Raw genomic sequence first — 18341 nt, 5'->3', positions numbered from 1 at the left:
TATGACAGTCCTTTCGACACAAGACGAAGGCAAGGTATTGATCGATATCGAAGCCGAGGAAATTGGTATCGTCACCGAAGTCGACCCGAAAGAACAGGTCGCCTTCGTCGACCCAGACCCAAGCGTCGCCAACTCAGTCATTCAGGGACTCGGGTTCGGTGACGCCGGCGGCGACGATATCGAGGTCCCTGCAGATAGTGTAGCGACGGTCACTGATACCGAACTTCGGGTCGCCCGAGACCTGTAGCCTAGTCCTGAGAGAAGTACCGCACATCGGTTTCGACACGGGAGCTAATCTCTCCCTCGTTGTCGAGGTGGGCGAGTGCGCTGTAGACCTCCGGGAGCACGTAGTGGAAATCACGGTCACCGGCCCGCTGTTGTGCGAGTTCGAGCACTGTTAGCTCTCCATCAGCGACGGCCGCTTTCGCACCCTTGAGCATCCGCTCGATACTATCTCGTGAGCGCTGGACAATCTCGTCCGGTCGGTCGTGGACCGGACCGTGGCCGGGCAGCACCTGTCGGGGGCCCAGGTCCTCAAGTCGGTCGAGTGCGCCGAGGAAGGCCGGAACCGCGTCCTCGACACCCGTATCGAGACCGGTATGAATCATCACAGAGCGGAACGGTTCGAGCAGGATATCGCCGGAGAACAGCGTCTGTTGGCCGTCGAAATCGACATCGTAGCAGAGGTGGTCTGCCTGATGGCCGGGGGTATGGATGGCCTCGAAGTCGTAGTCAGCGATAGTGACGACATCACGGTCACCGACCCAGACATCCACGGCGTCGGGGTCGAGCAGGCTCCGGTTTCGTTCGAGTGAGTTGACCGACTGGTCGACCACTGTGTCGAGCATGTCCCCGCGGATACCCGCCTGCCGGGCGTGTCGGCGAATCGTGTCGCCGAGGTCAGTCGCGTCGCGGTTGAGGCGCTCGCGCGCGCCAACAGGTGCGTAGACAGTCGGAGAGTTCGCGTCTAACAGTGCGTTCACCTGCCCAATGTGGTCGACGTGTGGGTGCGTGACGACGAGATGCTCGATATCCGACGGCGAACAGTCTGCCTCCGCGAGCCCAGATTCGAGGGCTGTAGCCGACTCCTCGCCGGCCATCCCCGCGTCGACGAGAATTGGCTCTGGGCCGTCAACGAGATAAGCGGCGACGTGGCCCGGCGGCCAGTCGACCTCGATTTCGATCCGGTGGACAGCTGCCTGTGACTGAACGGGCGTACTCGGAGACTCCATTTCCTCCCTCGTAATTCAACAACGAACATAAGACTTCAGAATCCGGCTTTCGGAGTTCCCCTGCCGTGGGACGGTCGTACCACAACAGAACCGCACGACTGCGGCAGCTTTTTTGAAATCAAACAGCCTGACAACCCATGCGAGAGATACTGTAACGAGATACCGTAAAATCGCAATCACTCATTAACGGCTGAAAATCCACCCCGAATTTATTTTACAATGGAAGTGCAAGGGTTGCGTATGTCGTTCGAGCTATCCGACGAACACCGAATGATCCGGAAAGCGGTGCGCGAGTTTGGTGAAGAGGAAATCAAGCCCGTTGCCCGCGAGTACGACGAGAATCACACATATCCGATCGAGATCCGTAAGAAAGCCGCGAAAAACGACTTCGTCGCGCCAAATATCCCGACAGAGTACGGCGGAGCAGGGATGAACACGCTGGCGTCGTCGATCGTCACCGAGGAACTGTGGCGGGCCGACCCAGGTATTGGCAGCGCAGTCGGCAGTGCTGGATTCGGCTCCAGCATGATCGCCAAGTACGGCAAAGAGTGGATGAAAGAGGAGTGGCTGCCGAAGATTGCCGGTGGTGAAACCGCGTCCTGTTCGATGATCTCAGAGCCAGCACACGGTTCGAATGTTGCTGGCATTGAAACCACTGCCGAGAAAGACGGCGACGAGTTCGTCATCAACGGCAACAAGATGTGGATCACCAACGGCACCGTCGCAGATGTCGGTGTCTGTATGACCAAAACCGACCCCGGCGCAGGTCACAAGGGGATCACTGCCTTCCTCGTCGAGATGGACAAAGACGGCGTCGATACTCAAAAAATCGACAACAAACTCGGGATTCGTGCCTCTGATCTGGCGGAGGTTATGCTCAACGACGTTCGAGTGTCCGAGGAGCACATCATCGGCGAGGAAGGCAAGGGCTTCTATCAGCTGATGGACTTCTTCGCCTCCGGCCGAACCAGCGTCGCAGCGCAGGCAGTTGGCTGTGCACAGGCCGCCATCGACGCCGCGCTCGATTACTCGAAAGAACGCGAGCAGGGTGGACAGAAAATCAGCGAGTATCAGGCGATTCGACACAAACTCGCCGACATGGCAGCGACGAACGAGGCTGCCCGGTCACTGACCTACCGCGCCGCCTCACAGGTCGAGGCCGGCAACGAGCAGACTGCGACGAAATTCGCCAGCATGGCGAAACTGTTCGCCAGTGAGAACGCGGTCGATATCGCCGACGAGGCGATTCAGGTCCACGGTGGTGCGGGCTACGTCAGCGACCACCCGGTCGAACGCTACTACCGGGACGCCCGGATCACCAAGATCTACGAGGGCACCAGCGAGATTCAAAAGAACATCATCTCCGACCAGATCATCTAACGATGGATCACGAGCAGTGGTCAGCGGGCCAAGACGAGTTGGCGGTCACCGTCGACGGGCACGACCTGACGGCGGCCTACCGCGAGTTCGAGGGGGGGTCAGGGCCACCCGTGGTCTTCGTCCACGGGATTCCGACGTGGTCGTATCTCTGGCGTGACATCGCGCCGGAGATCGGTTCCGACCACCACGTGATCGTTCCGGACCTGGTCGGCTACGGGAACTCCTCGATGCACGACGGCTTCGACCGGTCGATTCGCGCACAGGAGCAGGTTCTCGAACAGTTGATCGACGAACTGACAGCGGGAGAAGTGGTCCTCGCAGCCCACGACATCGGCGGTGGCGTGGCGCTGCGGTACACAGCGCACAACTCTGACCGTGTCGCAGGGCTTGTCATGTCGAACGCGGTCTGTTACGACTCCTGGCCGGTCGAGTTCATCAGCGACCTCGGCCTGCCGGAGACAGGCCACGCGCCGGTCGAACAGATCGAGAAGCAGGTCGGCGGCGCGTTCGAGGCCGGAGTCTACGACGAGGCCGACGACGAGTTCGTCGAGGGGATGGTCGCACCGTGGCTCAGCGAAGAGGGGGTAACATCGTTATCACGCTGTGCCGTCTCGACGAACACAAACCACACGACGGAACTCGATTACGATTCAATCGATACCGAGTTGCTCTGTCTGTGGGGCGGCGAGGACACGTTCCAGCCAATCGAATACGGTGAGCGCCTCGTCGATGACCTTGGCGGTGAGATGGTCGAACTGGCCGCCTACCACTGGCTGCCGTACGACAGATCTGAAGAGTACGTCGAACAGTTCCAGCAGTTCCTTACCGAAACGCTTGGGTAGGTTGACATAGATGGTGAAAGCATGAGCGACGACGACGCCCCTGAGTGGGACTTCAAAGAGCGGGACATCCTAATCCTGCGAGAGCTGTCACGTGACCCACAGCTTTCCTCGCGGGACCTGGCCCGTATTCTGGAAGACGAGCACGGAATCGACGTATCGCACGTAACAGTCAGCGAATCGATCCGGGGAATGCGCGAGCAGGGAGTCTTCCGAGAAGCAATCATCCCCAACGAGGAGTATTTCATCTTCGGAATGTTCGAGTTCAAACTCGACCCGACAGTGTTCGAGGATGGCTGGCGAGATGCGATGGAGTATATCCGTGACGACGAACACACCATCTTCTATTTCCTCTCGGACGGAGAGTACCAGTGGAAGTCGGTGATGATGTTCCCGGACCGAGAAGCAGAGTCGAAGTGGATTCACGACTTCTACAAGGAACACGGCGAAGTGATCCACAATATCCGCAACTCCGTGGTCCACAACGTTCTCAAGTTCCGGACTGACCCTGAAGTACTCGAAGACCTCTCAGCCTCGACTGGCGAGTAACTACCGCGATTCCCGGAACAACCGATAACTCGCGGAGCCTTTCACGACCGCTTTCTGTTCGCCGTCAGGAGCCTCACCGTAGACAGTTACGTCGGTGTATCCCATCGATTCGCCAGCGCGGATAACCTCTGCCTCGACAGTCAGGTCGCTCCGTGCAGGGCGGAGGTAGGTCACATCCAGGTCTGTCGTCGTCAGTGCCGGTGCAGTCGGGTCGTCGAAGGTGGTCCGAAGCGCGAACCCACTCGAGGTGTCGACCAGCGACGCAGTGACGCCGCCGTGGATGGTTCCACGCGACCCTTCGACGATGTTCGTGAGTTTCTCGTCGTGGGGCATCACCAGTTCGACACGGCCCGCCTCGAACGTCGCTACCTCGACACCCAGCCAAGAGAGAAACTCGTGGTCGTTGATAACCCGCTGGATTGAGTCTCGAACGTCGTCGTCCATCACACCCCACCCCGCACACGCCTATCTCGTATCATTCCTGCCGGATTGAGACTCCCTGGACTCTTAATTCCTCCCCTAAATGTTACCGATGTTAATCGAAATCCTGTTCGATAGTACGAAAGCAGATTAAATCTCGTGTCATTGCTATACTGTTAATTGGTTCTGGGCAGCGGCTCATAAGTCGGCGCTCGGTACCGACTGGAACCGGTTTGATTTTGAGGCTCGGTCTCTTCAGAGCAGGTAATGGAGCCGATACGCGTGGCCGTGCCCCGGAAAGGACGGCCCCTCGAGGCGGTTCTCGAACGAGTTGCCCGGACCGGGTTCGAGGAGACTGCCGACGAGATTATTTCGACATTGCGCTACGAGAAGGCGATAACGAAAGACAAGCGGTCAGACGAGCAGAGCGTCTACGACCGGCTGCAATCCTACAGCGGTATTTCGACGCCACAAAAGCCAGAGTACACGCTGTTCAGAGACGCCCGCTCGGGAATGCCCCGTCGGATTGTCTTCGACAGCGTCACGCTGGAGTTCGGTGACCACGAACTGCAGTTGGTCGGTCGCGAGGAGCCATTGCGCGCGCTCAGGAAACACGAATTCGCGCTCGGGTTCGACAGCGCCGACCTCGTGCTCGAAGAGATTGTCTCGCTCGCTGACGAGCCTCTACGGAGTTTGCAGGCAGTCAACGACCGCATCAGTCCTGCCGATACTGACGTTCGACTCGTGACCGGTCTCGGTGATACGGTCCATCACACGTTGTTGGCACGCCCAGATATCTTTGGCAGCGACCAACCACTCGATAGAGAGTTCGTTCGCGGATACTCTGGAAAACTCTGTGTTTCGCCGCGGTACGAGCGACTCGTTGAAGCGACGCTTGGCTCGACGGTTGTCCAGGGCTGTGAGTTTACGTATCCAACAGAGGGTGAAGAGGAAGAAGCCGCCATCGCCGAGTCTGGGCTCGGTGTCTACCTGACTGTCACCGGGTCGACGGCCCGAGAGCACGGACTCATCGTTGGAGAGAAACTGTTCCCGAGTGAAACTGTGCTCCTCTCGAACGTGTCCGAAACAAACAGCCCAACAGAACGGTTCGTCGAGGACTTTCTTGCGACGAGTGACCTCGAAACGGAACTCGCTGCGCCACAGTAACTCAGTCGGCGCCGGTGGCCGAGTACCGACGGGGCGAGTCTGTGTCTTCGAGTGTACTTTCTGACAGGGTTCCGTCGACCGCAGATAACGTTTGCTCGTATTCGTCCAGCGTCGTCTCAAGTTTCTGCAACTCCTCGTCAATCTGCATTTCAAGTTCGTCGAGTCGCTCCATACTGTTATTACGACGCCCCGACCATTGTCTGCTCGCCCTCTCACGTTAGGGGGAGTCAGCACAGAGATACCTAATTGAATAGGTGACAAGTTGAGCGGTTGTTGTATCCGTGAGAGATGCTGGAAAGTTAAATAATGTGGTAAAAAACAGCCAAACGTCCATCTCATAGAGATATTTGATTCCAGAACTATTGCTCCTCTCCGTGGAAATTTAATTTGTATTAATTCATTTCATTGGTTCCCAGTAACTGGCATAGTCACTACCGTATCCCATCCCTTACGTGTAGCAATATAATTTGTAGAAAAATCTTTTTTGTATGCACAGGTTTCAACTCAGTAGCGATGAAGTCCCTACGAATGTCCACGATTGGTCGGCAGATAAACAATAACGTACAATACTGTACGGAGGCCCACGATGAGTAGTCAAGCAATACTCGGTGGTGTGGCCTTCTTCATCGGCATCACAGTCATCATCGGGCTGTGGGCAGCTAGACAGATAGAGGGCGACAGCGTCAATTACATCGTGGCTGGGCGGACGTTGATTCTCCCACTCGCGGCGGCGACGTTGATGGCGCAGTCTCTCGACGCGAACGCGACGCTCGGGAACACTGACCTGACCTCTGCGTTCGGGTTCTGGGCTGGTGCGGCGCTGCCGGTCGGACTCGCGCTGTGTTTGGTCATCTGTGGCCTGTTTTTCGCCAAGCCACTGAACCAGATGCGACTGATTACAATGCCCGATTTCTTCCGGAAACGCTACGGTCGCGTGACCGAGATTCTGGCGTCGGTTGTGACGGTCATGAGCTTTGGACTGTTACTCGCAGGAAATCTTGTGGCTGGTGGCCTGCTCTTCCAGACGTTCCTCGGTGTTGATTACGTCGTCGGCGTCTTGCTCATCAGCGTCATCATTCTACTGTACACGCTCGCAGGTGGCCTGTTCGCCGTGGCCTACACCGACATTATTCAGGCAGGCATCGCACTCGTCGGCTCGATTGCCCTGCTTGCCTACGTCGGTATCAACTACGGATTCACGATTCCCGCCGGGGCCGGACCGACGAACTTCGGTCAGTTGTTCAACGTCACGGACCCGAGTTCTGGCGCGATGATCAACCTCGCAACGATTACCGCGCTGGCATTTGGTAATCTTGTTGCCCTGGACTTTAACGAGCGACTCTACGCCGCGAAGGACCCCGCAACTGCTCGGTTGGCCTGCTTTGCCGCGGCAGCCGGCACGCTCATTATCGGGATTCCGTTCTCGATTGTCGCGCTCGGTGCGAGCGATATTCTCGCCTCCGTCGGCGCTTCTGCCGGTGACGGCGCAATCCTCTACGCGCTCGTCCGAGACGCACTCCCGCCGGCGCTGGGGGTCGTCGTGATTGTCGGCATCGTCGGCGCGTCACTCTCGACTGGTGACGGTGCAATTCTCGCCACCTCCTCAGTTATCGCGCGCAACGTCATCGGCATCCGTCCAGAATCTGACACCGAGGGCGCTATCAAGCAGGATAAACTCCTGCTCGTGACGCGAATTGTCGCTGTCGGAATTGCGACGCTCGGCTCGCTCATCGCGGTGCGAGACCCACAGACTGGCATGCTGCTGGTGCTGGCTTTCGACCTCAGTCTCGCCGGCGTCGCCGTGCCGTTCATCTTCGGACTGTTCTGGTCGAAAGGGACGCGAGAAGCCGCACTCTCGGCAATTGTCGTTGGCGTTGGCTCGCGTCTGGTGTTCTTCGTCCTCTCACCAACCACCTACGGCCTGCCGAACAATCTGCTGTACATCGAGAACGGACTGATTACGGCAGCCTTCGATGGCTTCCCGACGTTCATCAGTCCGCTGCTGGCAATTGGAACGTTCGTTGCCGTCACGATGATTACCGCAGAGGCTGCGTCTGACACGAGCACTCCCGCCTCCCAGCCCGGTGCCTTCTCCGAGGCAAACGACTGACTGTACTGCGTCCGGGTCAGTTTTTCAGGAAGTATGCATAGGTCGTTACGGGGACCAGACAGAGACCGCCCGTTGCAGCCAGTCGAGCGGAGCGATTCTCAGCAATCGGCACGAATCCGTCGCCGAACTCGGTCGTGACCGTAAGAAGACCGGCACCGACGGAGAGTGTCAGAACCGCTGCCCACATCGCGACCACCGCGTACCCGACTGCATTCAGTTGTCCGGACCAGGCCGCGTGGGCGACGACCACTATTCCAGCCACCGCCGGGACCGGCGCGAGTGGGCTCGTCGGGTCGGGAATTGACACTGTTCCGGCTAATCCAATCGCACTCACGTAAAACAACGCTAGTAGCAGCTGCCGCGACCGGTCCATCAGTACGACAGGCGGTCAGACGAACAAAAAAAGTGCCGGTCAGTCGTCGCTCAGGGCCGGGGCCGTCTTCTGGAGGGCTTCTTTCGGTCGAATCGGACTTCCTTCTCCGAGGCAAACGACTAACTTCGGTAGCCGATGACGTCTTTTTTATTTATCAATCGTTGATGAGTCGGACTGTCGTTTCTGCTCACGTAAAGACACGGAGCTTGACGATTGGGTAAGTCTGTCGAGTAGCAGCACTCAGGCGGCGAGTGCAATATCTAAATACAACATGATGATGACGCCGGCCATGAGTCCGAGTGTCGCTACGCGTTCGTAGCCGCTCCGGTGTGTCTCGGGAATGATTTCGTCGGAGATGACGAACAACATCGCCCCCGCTGCAAAGCCCATCGCGTACGGGAGCAGCGGTTCAACCGCCGCAACCGCGACAGCCCCGAGTACGGCGAGCGGAATTTCGACAACGCCGGCTCGAATTCCGGCCACTGCGGCGTAGATGCGTCGGTCCAGCCCAGCGTTGATCGCCGCCACGGAGACAGCGAGTCCCTCTGGAATGTTCTGCAAGCCGATTGCAAACATGAGCGAGAGCGCGGAGCCAAGTTGGGCGGGGTCACCCGCAGCAGCGCCGAACCCGACACCGACAGCGAGTCCTTCGGGCATATTGTGCAAGGTAATCGCCAGGATGAACAACACAACACCCGTCAGTTTTTCTTCTGAGACTGCAAGCGATTCGCTCGGCCGCGCGGCGTCTGTTCGACGGTTGCCGGTCAGCAGATAGTGGGCATGTGGAACGAGTACGTCTGCCCGGTCGAGCGCCAGCGCACCGAGTCCCACACCAATCAGTGTCGGTACTGGATTACCGCCCGAGTATTCCTCAATGCCGGGGATGATGAGGCTGGTAAATGCCGCTGCGAGCATGACGCCAGCGGCAAATCCGAGCATCGCGTCAAGTGCGCGCTCGGAGGGGTTGCGCCAGACGAGCACCAGCGATGCACCGAAGAGGTTCATCGACGCGATGATTATGCCCCCGACAAACGCCTGGATTACCGGTGACGTGCCGGCAATCCGGACGAATGTCTCAGTCACTTCGACTGCCATAGGTCAGACCCGAAAACTGCCCGGATATAGCTATGGGTTCAGTGTAGACAGGGACCGCGGTTACGAACAAAAAGAAAGACAGCGAGTCGTTAGTCGTCGCTCGGAGCAGGCGTCTTGTCGAGGTCTTCTTTCGGTCGGATCGGGCTGCCCTCGTCGAGACCGCGGTGTGAGAGAGCCAGCCCTTCCATCACTTCGATGCAGAGGCGGTTCGCAAACCCGGAGGTAATTCCACCGTTGTAGGAACTGGTGTCACTGGCGTCGTACTGTGGCGCAACCTCCACAACGTCGAAGCCGAAGTTGTCGATGTCCATCTGCTTCACAATCTGTCGAATCATCGCGAAGGTCTCTCGTGGCATCAGCCCGCCCGGCTCCGGTTCGCCGGTCCCCGGACAGTAGGCCGGGTCCATCACGTCAACGTCGAAGGAGAGCCAGACTGCGTCCGTTCCGTCAGTTGCGCGGTCGACGGCGTCCTGGGCAATCGCCGAGAGGTCGCCGTCCATCACGTCGAAGGAGGTGTACCACTTCATGTCGGCCTCGCGCATATCCTCGTAGACGTCTGGGCCCGGCCAGTAGCCTCGTGGGCCAATCAGCGTGTAGTTCTCGCCCTCGAAGAGACCGTCATCGTAGGCTCGTTTTACCCATGCGCCGTGGTCGTACTCGAAGCCGGTCAGTCCATCGTCGCCAGTGTCGGCGTGACAGTCGAAGTGGATGAGTCCGACGTTGTCGTAATCGTTCGCCTCGGCCCAGCCCTTCATGTCTGGGTACGTAATCGAGTGGTCGCCACCGATGACCATCGGCATCATTCCCTTCTCGGAGATGTTCTTGACAGACTCCTGGATGTTGAGTTGACTCTTTCGCGTGTCGCCGGGAGAAATCGTCGCGTCACCAGTGTCGACGACACTGAAGGAGTCGAACGGGTCAACCCCAGTCTCGATGTTAAAATGCTGGTAGGGCGGTGATGGGACCGTCGAGGCGGCCCGTACCGCTCGTGGTCCGTATCGCGTCCCCGGACGGATGGTCGTCGCCGTGTCCAGCGGTGCCCCCAGTACACCGATATCTGCGTCACTGTCCTCAAGTTCTGCCTCCGTCGTCGCCGTGGGGAGTTTTAGAAAGGACGGAATTCCGCTGAAAATCGGTTCGTTTGCCTCTTTGTGCTTGTCGCCGTAGATGTCTTCGCCGTTTCTGTTGTCTTCCATAATTTTCCCTTGCGAGTGGCCAAACGTTTCGTATTCTTCCGACATCGGTTGTTGCTTGTCACATCGTATAAGCGCTTCTTAGAATGTGTAATACCGCATCGGACAGACACAGGGGTCGCTGTTGTTGCGGGTACTGCCATCCACTGTACAAGGAACCTAATACAAACAATCCAGAGAGGTGCGACAAATGAGAGGAAATGTGTGCTGGTAGCCAGCCAAAGTGGCCGAATGTAGGGCAATTCCCCGCGCGCGAAACTATTTTGCCCAATCAACTCGACTCACCGCGTAGAACCATCGAATGGGACCACACGATTGCTGTGCACGCAGGCGGAGGGCGACTGAGTGATGAGAGGTGGGAATCCAATTCGGTCGAACAGGAAACTCCAGCAGGTTGGTTCGTCGACACTAGCCGTGACGCTGCCGGTCGACTGGGTGGAAAAGCAGGGCCTCGAGAAGGGTGACGAAGTGGTCGTTCAGCGCGACGAGAGCGGCGGGTCGCTGCTGGTCGTTCCGAACGACCCCCACGAGAACGAGCAGACGGCAACCATCGACGCCGACGAGTTCAGCACCGAGCAGTTCAGACAGGTGCTGTTGACCCAGTATATTCTCGGCAGACATCAGCTAACGATCACCAGCGATTCGGGGCTGTCGAACGAGCAGTTCAACGTCATCATCGAACTCGAAGGGCAGTTGATGGGCTTTGGCGTCGTCGAACAGACACAGAAGCGAGTCGTAATTCGCTGTTCGGTCGCAGTCAAAGAGTTCGACGTAACAAATCTGCTCGAACGACTGGCGAGAACTGAGGGCGGCATCAGAGACGGCGCTGTCGAGACGGTGCTCGGTAACGGCGACGGTATTGCCGACCGACAGAGCCAGCAGCTCTGGCGACTGTTCTGTCTGTTCCTCCGGTTGATTTTCACCACCTACCGGAACCCGCGACTCAACGACGCTGTCGGCATCGACACCGGCTTTCCGCTGCTTGGCTATCGTTCTGTGGCGACAGACCTGGTGATGATGGCCGACAGCTCCAGCCAGCTCGTCGACTCCGGGTGGTCGGCGGGGGACGGCGTCGACAGCGAAGAACTCCAAACGCTCGCTGAGTCAGTCGACGAAGCTGTGGCGGCGACTGTGGCTGTTGTCGTGAATCCAACACACGACGATGTCGAATCAGCGCGGGAGTTGATCGCCGAGACGCGGTCTCGTATCGACTCGCTCGGGACAGCGGACGATGACCTACGGCGCCTGTTAACGTATTTCACGACGATTCTCGACCACGCGGGTCGAATTCAGTCGGTCGGGGCGCGGTTGGCGTACCGCCAGACTGATACCGACTCCCAAGACGAAATCGAAGAGCCGGACGCCTAGAAGAGCTCTTCGACGTGGTCGGCGACTTCGTTCGGCGTGTCTCCGACTGGGACACCAGCCGCTTCGAGGGCGTTGATTTTGCTCTCCGCGGTGCCAGTGCCGGAACTGGAGACGATTGCGCCAGCGTGGCCCATGCGTTTGCCCGGCGGTGCTGTCCGGCCTGCGATGAAGCCGACGACCGGCGTATCGACGTGGTCGTCAATGTAGGCCGCCGCGTCTTCTTCGTCTTCGCCGCCGATTTCGCCACACATCACGATGGCGTCGGTGTCGGGGTCGTCCTCGAACAGCGAGAGTGCGTCGATGAAGTCCGTCCCGATAATCGGGTCGCCGCCGATACCGATGGCCGTCGACTGGCCGAGGCCGCGCTCGGTCAGGTTGTCGACGACCTGGTAGGTGAGCGTGCCAGACCGGGAGACGAGGCCGACGTTGCCAGCCTCGAAGATGTTTCCGGGGAGAATACCCAGTTTCGCGACGCCCGGCGTGATGAGGCCCGGACAGTTCGGTCCAACGAGGTGGGTGTCAGTGTCCTGCAGTTGTCGGTAGACACGACTCATGTCCTGTGTCGGAATACCTTCGGTGATGGCGACAACGAGGTCGACCGGCGCGTCCAGTGCCTCGAACAGCGCGTCGCCAGCGAACGCCGGCGGGACGAAGACGACGGCCGCGTTTGCGTCTTCCGCGCGGGCCGCGCCCGCGACGGTGTCGTAGACTGGAACGCCAGCGACTTCCTGGCCGCCTCGGCCCGGCACTGCGCCGGCCACGACGTTCGTGCCGTACTCCATCATCTGGTTGGTGTGGAATTTTCCTTCGCCGCCGGTGATACCCTGCACGACGACGCGGGTGTCCTCGTCGACTAATACACTCATTGTTCCACCTCGTCAGCTGCCTTGACAGCAGCTTGCACGGCGTCTTCGAGTGTCGCTTCGACCTGAACGAGATCTGTATTGAGAATCTCCATACCTTCTTCTGCGTTCGTCCCCGCGAGGCGGACGATGACCTGTTTCGGGATATCGTCGAACTGTTCGAGTGCCTGATTGATACCGTTCGCAACCTCGTCGCCACGGGTAATCCCGCCGAAGATGTTGAACACAACCGCGTCGACGTTCTCGTCAGAGAAGACCATATCCAGGGCGTTGGCGACTCGTTCGGCTTTCGCACCGCCGCCGATGTCGAGGAAGTTGGCGGGCTTGCCGCCGTAGTAATCCACGAGGTCGAGTGTCGTCATCACCAGTCCCGCACCGTTGCCGATGATGCCGACGTTGCCGGAGAGGCGGACGTAATCGAAGCCGTACTCGTTTGCTTTGGCTTCGAGGTCGTCCTCAGCAGCCTCGTCTTCGAGTTCTGCGAGGTCCTGCTGGCGAAACAGCGCGTCCCCGTCGAGATTGAACACCGCGTCTGCGGCGATAACCTCGTCGTCGGCGGTGACCATCAGCGGATTAATCTCCGCGTCAGCGCCATCTCGCTCCTCCCAGAGGTCGTACAGCGTCGAGAGAATACTCGCAACATCCATCGCGATATCCTGGTCGACGCCGGCCTCGTAGACGACTTTTCGAGCCTCGTACTGGTGCATACCGAAGGCGGGGTCGATGTGTTCCCGCGCAATTGCGTCGGGGTCCTCCTCGGCGACCTCTTCGATGTTGACGCCGCCGCGGGTCGACACCATCGCGACTGGCTTGCCTTCGCCGCGGTCCATCGTCACGCCAACGTAGAGTTCGTTGACGAAATCGACCGCCTCTTCGACGAGTACGCGGTCGACGGTGTAGCCTTTGAGGTCCATGCCGAGAATCTCGTCGGCGGCCTCGCGTGCCTCGTCGTCGTTCTCGACGAGTTTGATTCCGCCAGCCTTGCCACGTCCACCGACGTGGACCTGAGCCTTGATCGCGACCGGATAGCCGATGTCACCGGCAGCCTCGACGGCCTCGTCTACTGTCCGCGCGAGCGCTGCGTCGGGTGTCGGGATCCCAGCGTCAGCAAATACCTCTTTTGCCTGATATTCGTGTAAGCGCATCCTAGGCGTTTATTCTGCCGTGGCCCTGTTAGTTGTACCGGAACGGGTCGCCCGTAGCCGGCCAATCGTAGCACTTCCGTCGGCCTTCCCCCGAATCTGTCCGGTATCGTGCCCAACAATCACAGAGATGACGTGTTTGTTGGTCAAAGAGTCGACGCCTCTGGTCCGTTTCGACCAGGCGCTCCCGTGTCTCAGCGTCTGGTCCACAGAGTCGTTGCTGGCTGCACACGAGGACGAACTGCCCGACGACTGGCTCTAGAACTCTGAGTACTACAAGCGAGCCACCGACAGTTCTCTGCTGCCGTGCGCTCCTGTTATAATTCTTCGGTGCGAGCGGCGGCGTTGAGCGATGTTTCTGCGATGTTACCGCCGTACTCTGCGGTGCGAGTGAGACTATCGAGGACGAGCGCAATCAGGTGGCTCTGTGGAATCTCCTCCTCGTGGAGCGTGCGCTCGATTTCGGCGATATCTTCGAGTAGTGCGTCCCGCCGGTCCAGTGCCGCGTGTGCTGCCTCAGTCTCGCCATCGGCCAACAGCGTTGCTGCGGCCTGAGTAGCAATATCACGAGAGCTGTCACCGACGTTTTTGATTTGGCGAGCGAGGTCTGGCGGCAGTGGCTGCTCGAAGCGCGGGCCGAGGCCGGCGAGTTTGACTGCGTGGTCTGCGATTCGCTCGAACTGTCTGGCAGTCGTCTGATAGTCGTACAGTTCCAGCCGTCCGAGGTCGAGTTCCTCGGCGTTGACTGGATTTTCTAGCGCGCGCTGGAAGTGCCGTGACACCATCGCGTACAGTCTATCGACCTGGTCGTCGCGCTCGGAGACGCGACTCGCTGCCTGCTGGTCTCCTTCGAGCAGTGCCATGACAGCGTCCTCGTGCATCGCCAGCGCCAGTTGTTGCATCTGTTCTGTCGACTGACCGACCGAGACCGTACTGGAGTTGAGGAGATTCTTCAGCGTGACCTCTGTCTCTGTGGCGTTGACAATCTCCAGTCCGATGAGCTTCCGCGTCGTGTCGGTGATGACGCGGCGAGTCTGGTCGAAGCCAGTCGGGTCAGTGAGCGTGACGCTGTTGAATCCACTCGTGTAGAAGGCAAGGATCATCCGGCGGACCTCCGTTTCCGTCGCTCCGGCGACAGCAACCGCTGTCTCCTTTGTGTCATCGTCCGCGTGTGCAGATTCGATAACAAGCCGTGTCCCGTCCGGAAAGAGTCTGAGTGTATCGCCTGCCTCCACATCAGCCTCCGTTGCCCACTCCTTCGGGAGCGACACTGTCAGCGTCGACCCACCGGTCAACTGCACCTTCCGTTCTTTCATCAGATACGCTAATTCGGAGGGGCTCATTATTAGTGATTAATATGATAGGTATACAGAACTCACTGCAGTACGTATTGCTATATATTCCTCTGTTTGAGAACAGTTAGTTCAGAATCGGACGTACAGATGTTTCAGGCCCGTACAACTCACACCCACTCGGTTCGGTCTATACTGGTCTGACGGGTTCGTATAAGTATTATAAACTGCTTTAATAACCGATAGGAAATGCACAGATGATGACGCAGGACTCAGAGCGTCTGTCTGACGACGCATCACGACGTAAATTCCTTGTTGGCGCCGGGACACTCGGCGCGACAGCACTCGCCGGCTGTACACTCGGCAGCGGCGACGATTCCGCTGGCCCCTCCTCGCTGACAGCTGATGGCTCCTCCACAGTGTATCCAATCACGAACGACGCCTCCGCCGTCTGGAACGGTAATCCACCAGCCTCTGACGAAGAGTACTGGGGGCCCGGCCAGTACGACATCGATACGGACATGAACCTCGCCGATTACTGGGGGCAGAAATACGGCTTCGAGCCGACCGAGGAACGGAGTGTGCCGCCCTTCCAGGTTCAGGTTGCACTGAGCCACTCCGGGACCGGTGTCGAAGCAGTCACCAGCGAACGCGTCGACATCGGTGACGCGAGTTCGACAGCAGAGTCGATTCTCGGCGCCGACTCCGACAAACTCGACAACATTGTCGACCACGTAGTCGCAGTCGACGGCCAGCCAATCGTCGTCAGCGAGGAAATCCGCGACGCAGGTGTCTCACAGATCACCGGTGACGAACTCCGGGGCATCTACAAGGGCGACATCGACAACTGGAGTGAGGTTGGCGGCCCAGACAAGGAGATTTACGCAATCGGTCGCGCAGAGAACTCCGGAACTGACACTGCATTCAGAAAGAATCTGTACGGCGACCCAGACGCACCGATTTCGCCGGACACTCGAAAGGGCCAGAATCAGCAGGTTGCCCAGTTGGTCAAACAGAACGACAACGCAATCGCTTACATCGCGCTGGCGTTCGTCGAACCCGACCAAGGCACCCCGCCAATCGGACTCGAGCTCGACGGGACGCTCTACGAGTTCGGCAAGAACCTCGGTGCCAAGGAGTACCCGCTGAGCCGTGACCTGCACTGTTACACCTGGGAAGACACCGACAACCGAGAGAGTGCCTTCATCAACATGATCCTCTCAGAGTTCGGCCAGCAGAACTTCGTCGAGCCGAACAACTACTTCAAACTCCCACCGGAGCGACGAGAGGAAGAGCGCGGAAAGCTGGCCGACCAGGCCTAACCGTCACTGGCCGCCGTTCGCTCGGCCGGCCGATACATATTCGTTTTTATACATGAACAAAATACAAGACTTGGCGGTACGAGTGCGGTCGTCGCTCCGGCAACAGATGGCGCCGACGGTCCGAACACTCGTGGAGATGGACCGAGTGAGCCTCCTGTTAGCAACGGCACAGGTGGTGTTGGTTGCCGGGGCGTTCGTGAGCTTTCTGCTGCAGTCGAACTGGCTACTGACACTGCTGTACGGCTTCCTGGTCGTGACAGGTGTGGGATGGGTCATTCGGCAGGAACTGACCGCGAAACTGCTCACGCTACAGATGACTGTTCTGACGCTGTCGACGCTCGGCCTGATTGCCTTTTTCCTCTTTCTGGAGGCAGTGCCAGTCTTCCGGGAGATGGGTGTCGGGCACGTTCTCTCGCCGTTCGGACCGAACAAGTGGTCCGTCGCGGGCGGGCAGTTCTCGCTTATCCCGATGCTCTTGGGCACGCTGATTACGACTGCGGTCGCGATGCTCGTCGCGGCACCGTTCGGCATCGCGGGCGCACTGTTTATCAGCGAAATTGCCCCTGACTGGCTTCGAGAGATAATCAAGCCAGCCGTCGAACTGCTCGCCGGGATACCCTCGATTGTCTACGGGTTCATCGGATTCACTGTGATCAACCCTTACATTGGAAATCTGTTTTCCATCACTCCCGCCGGCGCGATGTTCACGATTGGGCTGGTAATTGGCTTCATGGCGCTCCCGACAGTCGTCTCGGTGGCCGAAGACGCCCTGTCGGCTGTTCCGGACTCGATGAAAGACGGGTCGGTCGCGATGGGGGCGACAGACTGGCAGACGATCAAAAGCGTCTCGATCCCGACAGCGTTTTCAGGTATTTCAGCGGCTGTCTTGCTCGGCCTCGGCCGAGCCATCGGTGAGACGATGGCCGCGACGGTGATGATTGCACACAGGCGACAGATGGTGGGGCCGAAACCCTACAACTTCTTCGACAGCACCGAGACGCTGACCACACTCATCGCGTCAGGCTACGGTAACGCACCAGAAGGGTCGACCTTTCTGAGCGCGCTGTTCGCTGCTGGCGTGCTCTTGCTCGTCATCGTCACCGGGCTGGGAATCATCTCACAACTGATCCAACAGCGCATGCAACGAAAACTCAGAGGTGGACAATGAGCGAACGATACCAGACACGGCTTGTCGACGGCGACAGCAGTAGTTACGAACAGTTTTCCCTTGGCGTGACTGCGGGCTCGCTTGTCGTCTTCGCGCTCGCGGTTGGAACCTTCGCTGATGTGGTGCCACTGGCCGATGAAGTCGGTGGCCTCACGGCGGCGACGTATTTCGGTGTCGCCACGCTCGGTCTCGGGCTGGCAACCGCCGCGCTGGGAGTCTTCTCTCGGTGGGGCAGCGTCCGGACGACGCCTGACCGCTCAGCAGGGCTCGTTGTCGGGCTTATCCAGAGTTTGCTCTGGACGCTGCTTGTCGGGACATTCCTCGGTAATACACTCGGCGTCGGGCAGGTTGGCTGGCTCGGTGCCGTCGTGGTTGGTCTTGGCGTCGGGTACGCCACTATTGCGCTGCGAGAGGACCTCGGAGCGACAATACCTGCGAGCGTCCTCGTGTGCCTGATTGGCGCCGTGTTCACAACCGGCGTCATCTCGCCAGGGTGGACGTGGGAACCTTCGGGCTTTGGAGCCACGATCCCCGGAACACTCGTGATTCCGCTGTCGGTGATGTTCGTTGGGCTCGCGACTGGATGGGCGAGTGCGTCTGCCTCCGAAGGCTTTGGCACCCGCGGCAGACAGAACGGCGCATTCGTGCTGGTCTCACTTGTCGTGATGCTCACGCTGTCGGTGCTGGCCTTCCTGCTCCTGTTTGTCTTCCAGCGGGGAATCGGCGTCGTTGTCGAAAATCTCGTCGTCAGCGCCGGGACAGTGGTGCTACTCCTCGCAACCACGATGTTCGTTTTGCTCAGAGTGACGACAATCAGCCCAGCAGCCG

18 protein-coding genes are annotated in these 18341 nt (G+C 58.9%); 9 read left to right on the top strand and 9 right to left on the bottom strand.

The features are described from left to right. The first annotated feature begins 1 nt into the window (after position 1). Positions 2-247 carry a DUF8593 domain-containing protein gene (locus ACMGFM_RS02960; protein ID WP_436900872.1) on the top strand — a complete coding sequence of 82 codons (246 nt, stop codon included), beginning with the start codon at positions 2-4 and terminating at the stop codon, positions 245-247. A gap of 1 nt (position 248) precedes the next feature. Here ACMGFM_RS02960 and ACMGFM_RS02955 read toward each other — a convergent pair whose 3' ends face one another. Next, entirely contained in the window at positions 249-1232 is a 984-nt protein-coding gene (locus ACMGFM_RS02955; protein WP_436900871.1) for an MBL fold metallo-hydrolase, read from the bottom strand. Positions 1233-1472: 240 nt separating this feature from the next. On the opposite strand from ACMGFM_RS02955, the gene ACMGFM_RS02950 reads away from it, so the two are divergent. The 3 genes from ACMGFM_RS02950 to ACMGFM_RS02940 are packed head-to-tail and all read left to right on the top strand — an operon-like array spanning position 1473 to position 4000. Next, positions 1473-2612, top strand: a complete 1140-nt coding sequence (locus ACMGFM_RS02950; RefSeq protein WP_436900869.1) for an acyl-CoA dehydrogenase family protein — start codon at positions 1473-1475, stop codon at positions 2610-2612. Between the two features lie 2 nt (positions 2613-2614). Continuing rightward, positions 2615-3454, top strand: a complete 840-nt coding sequence (locus ACMGFM_RS02945; RefSeq protein WP_436900868.1) for an alpha/beta fold hydrolase — start codon at positions 2615-2617, stop codon at positions 3452-3454. 21 nt (positions 3455-3475) lie between these two features. Continuing rightward, positions 3476-4000 carry an Lrp/AsnC family transcriptional regulator gene (locus tag ACMGFM_RS02940; RefSeq protein WP_436900867.1) on the top strand — a complete coding sequence of 175 codons (525 nt, stop codon included), beginning with the start codon at positions 3476-3478 and terminating at the stop codon, positions 3998-4000. On the opposite strand, the gene ACMGFM_RS02935 is transcribed toward ACMGFM_RS02940, so the two are convergent. Then, on the bottom strand, positions 4001-4444 hold the full coding sequence (locus tag ACMGFM_RS02935) for a PaaI family thioesterase (RefSeq protein WP_436900864.1): 444 nt from the start codon (positions 4442-4444) through the stop codon (positions 4001-4003). A 243-nt stretch (positions 4445-4687) separates the two neighbouring features. On the opposite strand from ACMGFM_RS02935, the gene ACMGFM_RS02930 reads away from it, so the two are divergent. Next, positions 4688-5587, top strand: coding sequence for a phosphoribosyltransferase HisG-related protein (locus tag ACMGFM_RS02930; RefSeq protein ID WP_436900862.1), 900 nt, complete (start codon positions 4688-4690; stop codon positions 5585-5587). 1 nt (position 5588) lies between these two features. On the opposite strand, the gene ACMGFM_RS02925 is transcribed toward ACMGFM_RS02930, so the two are convergent. Then, positions 5589-5759, bottom strand: a complete 171-nt coding sequence (locus ACMGFM_RS02925) for a hypothetical protein (RefSeq protein ID WP_436900861.1) — start codon at positions 5757-5759, stop codon at positions 5589-5591. Between the two features lie 414 nt (positions 5760-6173). On the opposite strand from ACMGFM_RS02925, the gene ACMGFM_RS02920 reads away from it, so the two are divergent. Then, complete coding sequence (locus ACMGFM_RS02920; RefSeq protein WP_436900860.1) at positions 6174-7697, top strand: high affinity choline transporter 1; 1524 nt, start codon at positions 6174-6176, stop codon at positions 7695-7697. A gap of 16 nt (positions 7698-7713) precedes the next feature. Here ACMGFM_RS02920 and ACMGFM_RS02915 read toward each other — a convergent pair whose 3' ends face one another. The 3 genes from ACMGFM_RS02915 to ACMGFM_RS02905 form a co-directional block, all read right to left on the bottom strand. After that, the gene (locus tag ACMGFM_RS02915; protein WP_436900859.1) at positions 7714-8070 is read right to left on the bottom strand and encodes a hypothetical protein; all 357 of its coding nucleotides are present in this window, start codon (positions 8068-8070) and stop codon (positions 7714-7716) included. A gap of 240 nt (positions 8071-8310) precedes the next feature. Next, the gene (locus ACMGFM_RS02910) at positions 8311-9165 is read right to left on the bottom strand and encodes a ZIP family metal transporter (protein ID WP_436900858.1); all 855 of its coding nucleotides are present in this window, start codon (positions 9163-9165) and stop codon (positions 8311-8313) included. An 89-nt stretch (positions 9166-9254) separates the two neighbouring features. Further along, positions 9255-10361, bottom strand: coding sequence for an agmatinase family protein (locus ACMGFM_RS02905; protein ID WP_436901731.1), 1107 nt, complete (start codon positions 10359-10361; stop codon positions 9255-9257). 345 nt (positions 10362-10706) lie between these two features. On the opposite strand from ACMGFM_RS02905, the gene ACMGFM_RS02900 reads away from it, so the two are divergent. Next, entirely contained in the window at positions 10707-11726 is a 1020-nt protein-coding gene (locus ACMGFM_RS02900) for an AbrB/MazE/SpoVT family DNA-binding domain-containing protein (protein ID WP_436900857.1), read from the top strand. Here the strand turns inward: ACMGFM_RS02900 and sucD are convergent. From sucD to ACMGFM_RS02885, 3 genes are all read right to left on the bottom strand, one after another. Continuing rightward, complete coding sequence (gene sucD, locus ACMGFM_RS02895) at positions 11723-12592, bottom strand: succinate--CoA ligase subunit alpha (RefSeq protein WP_436900856.1); 870 nt, start codon at positions 12590-12592, stop codon at positions 11723-11725. The two genes, ACMGFM_RS02900 and sucD, sit on opposite strands and share 4 nt — an antisense overlap. Then, positions 12589-13734 (bottom strand): ADP-forming succinate--CoA ligase subunit beta, encoded by a 1146-nt coding sequence (gene sucC / locus ACMGFM_RS02890; protein ID WP_436900855.1) that lies wholly within the window; start codon positions 13732-13734, stop codon positions 12589-12591. The genes sucD and sucC overlap by 4 nt, the downstream gene beginning before the upstream one ends. Positions 13735-14048: 314 nt before the next feature. Next, on the bottom strand, positions 14049-15074 hold the full coding sequence (locus ACMGFM_RS02885; protein WP_436900854.1) for a PhoU domain-containing protein: 1026 nt from the start codon (positions 15072-15074) through the stop codon (positions 14049-14051). A gap of 209 nt (positions 15075-15283) precedes the next feature. Here ACMGFM_RS02885 and ACMGFM_RS02880 point away from each other — a divergent pair, with 209 nt between their 5' ends. Next, positions 15284-16345, top strand: a complete 1062-nt coding sequence (locus ACMGFM_RS02880; RefSeq protein ID WP_436900852.1) for a PstS family phosphate ABC transporter substrate-binding protein — start codon at positions 15284-15286, stop codon at positions 16343-16345. Between the two features lie 106 nt (positions 16346-16451). Beyond that, complete coding sequence (gene pstC, locus ACMGFM_RS02875) at positions 16452-17513, top strand: phosphate ABC transporter permease subunit PstC (protein WP_436900849.1); 1062 nt, start codon at positions 16452-16454, stop codon at positions 17511-17513. Positions 17514-18341 lie beyond the last annotated feature (828 nt).

Origin of the sequence: Halovenus halobia, from assembly GCF_051414135.1 — an archaeon.
Lineage (GTDB): Archaea > Halobacteriota > Halobacteria > Halobacteriales > Haloarculaceae > Halovenus > Halovenus halobia.
This window is presented reverse-complemented; position numbering and strand designations above follow the sequence as displayed.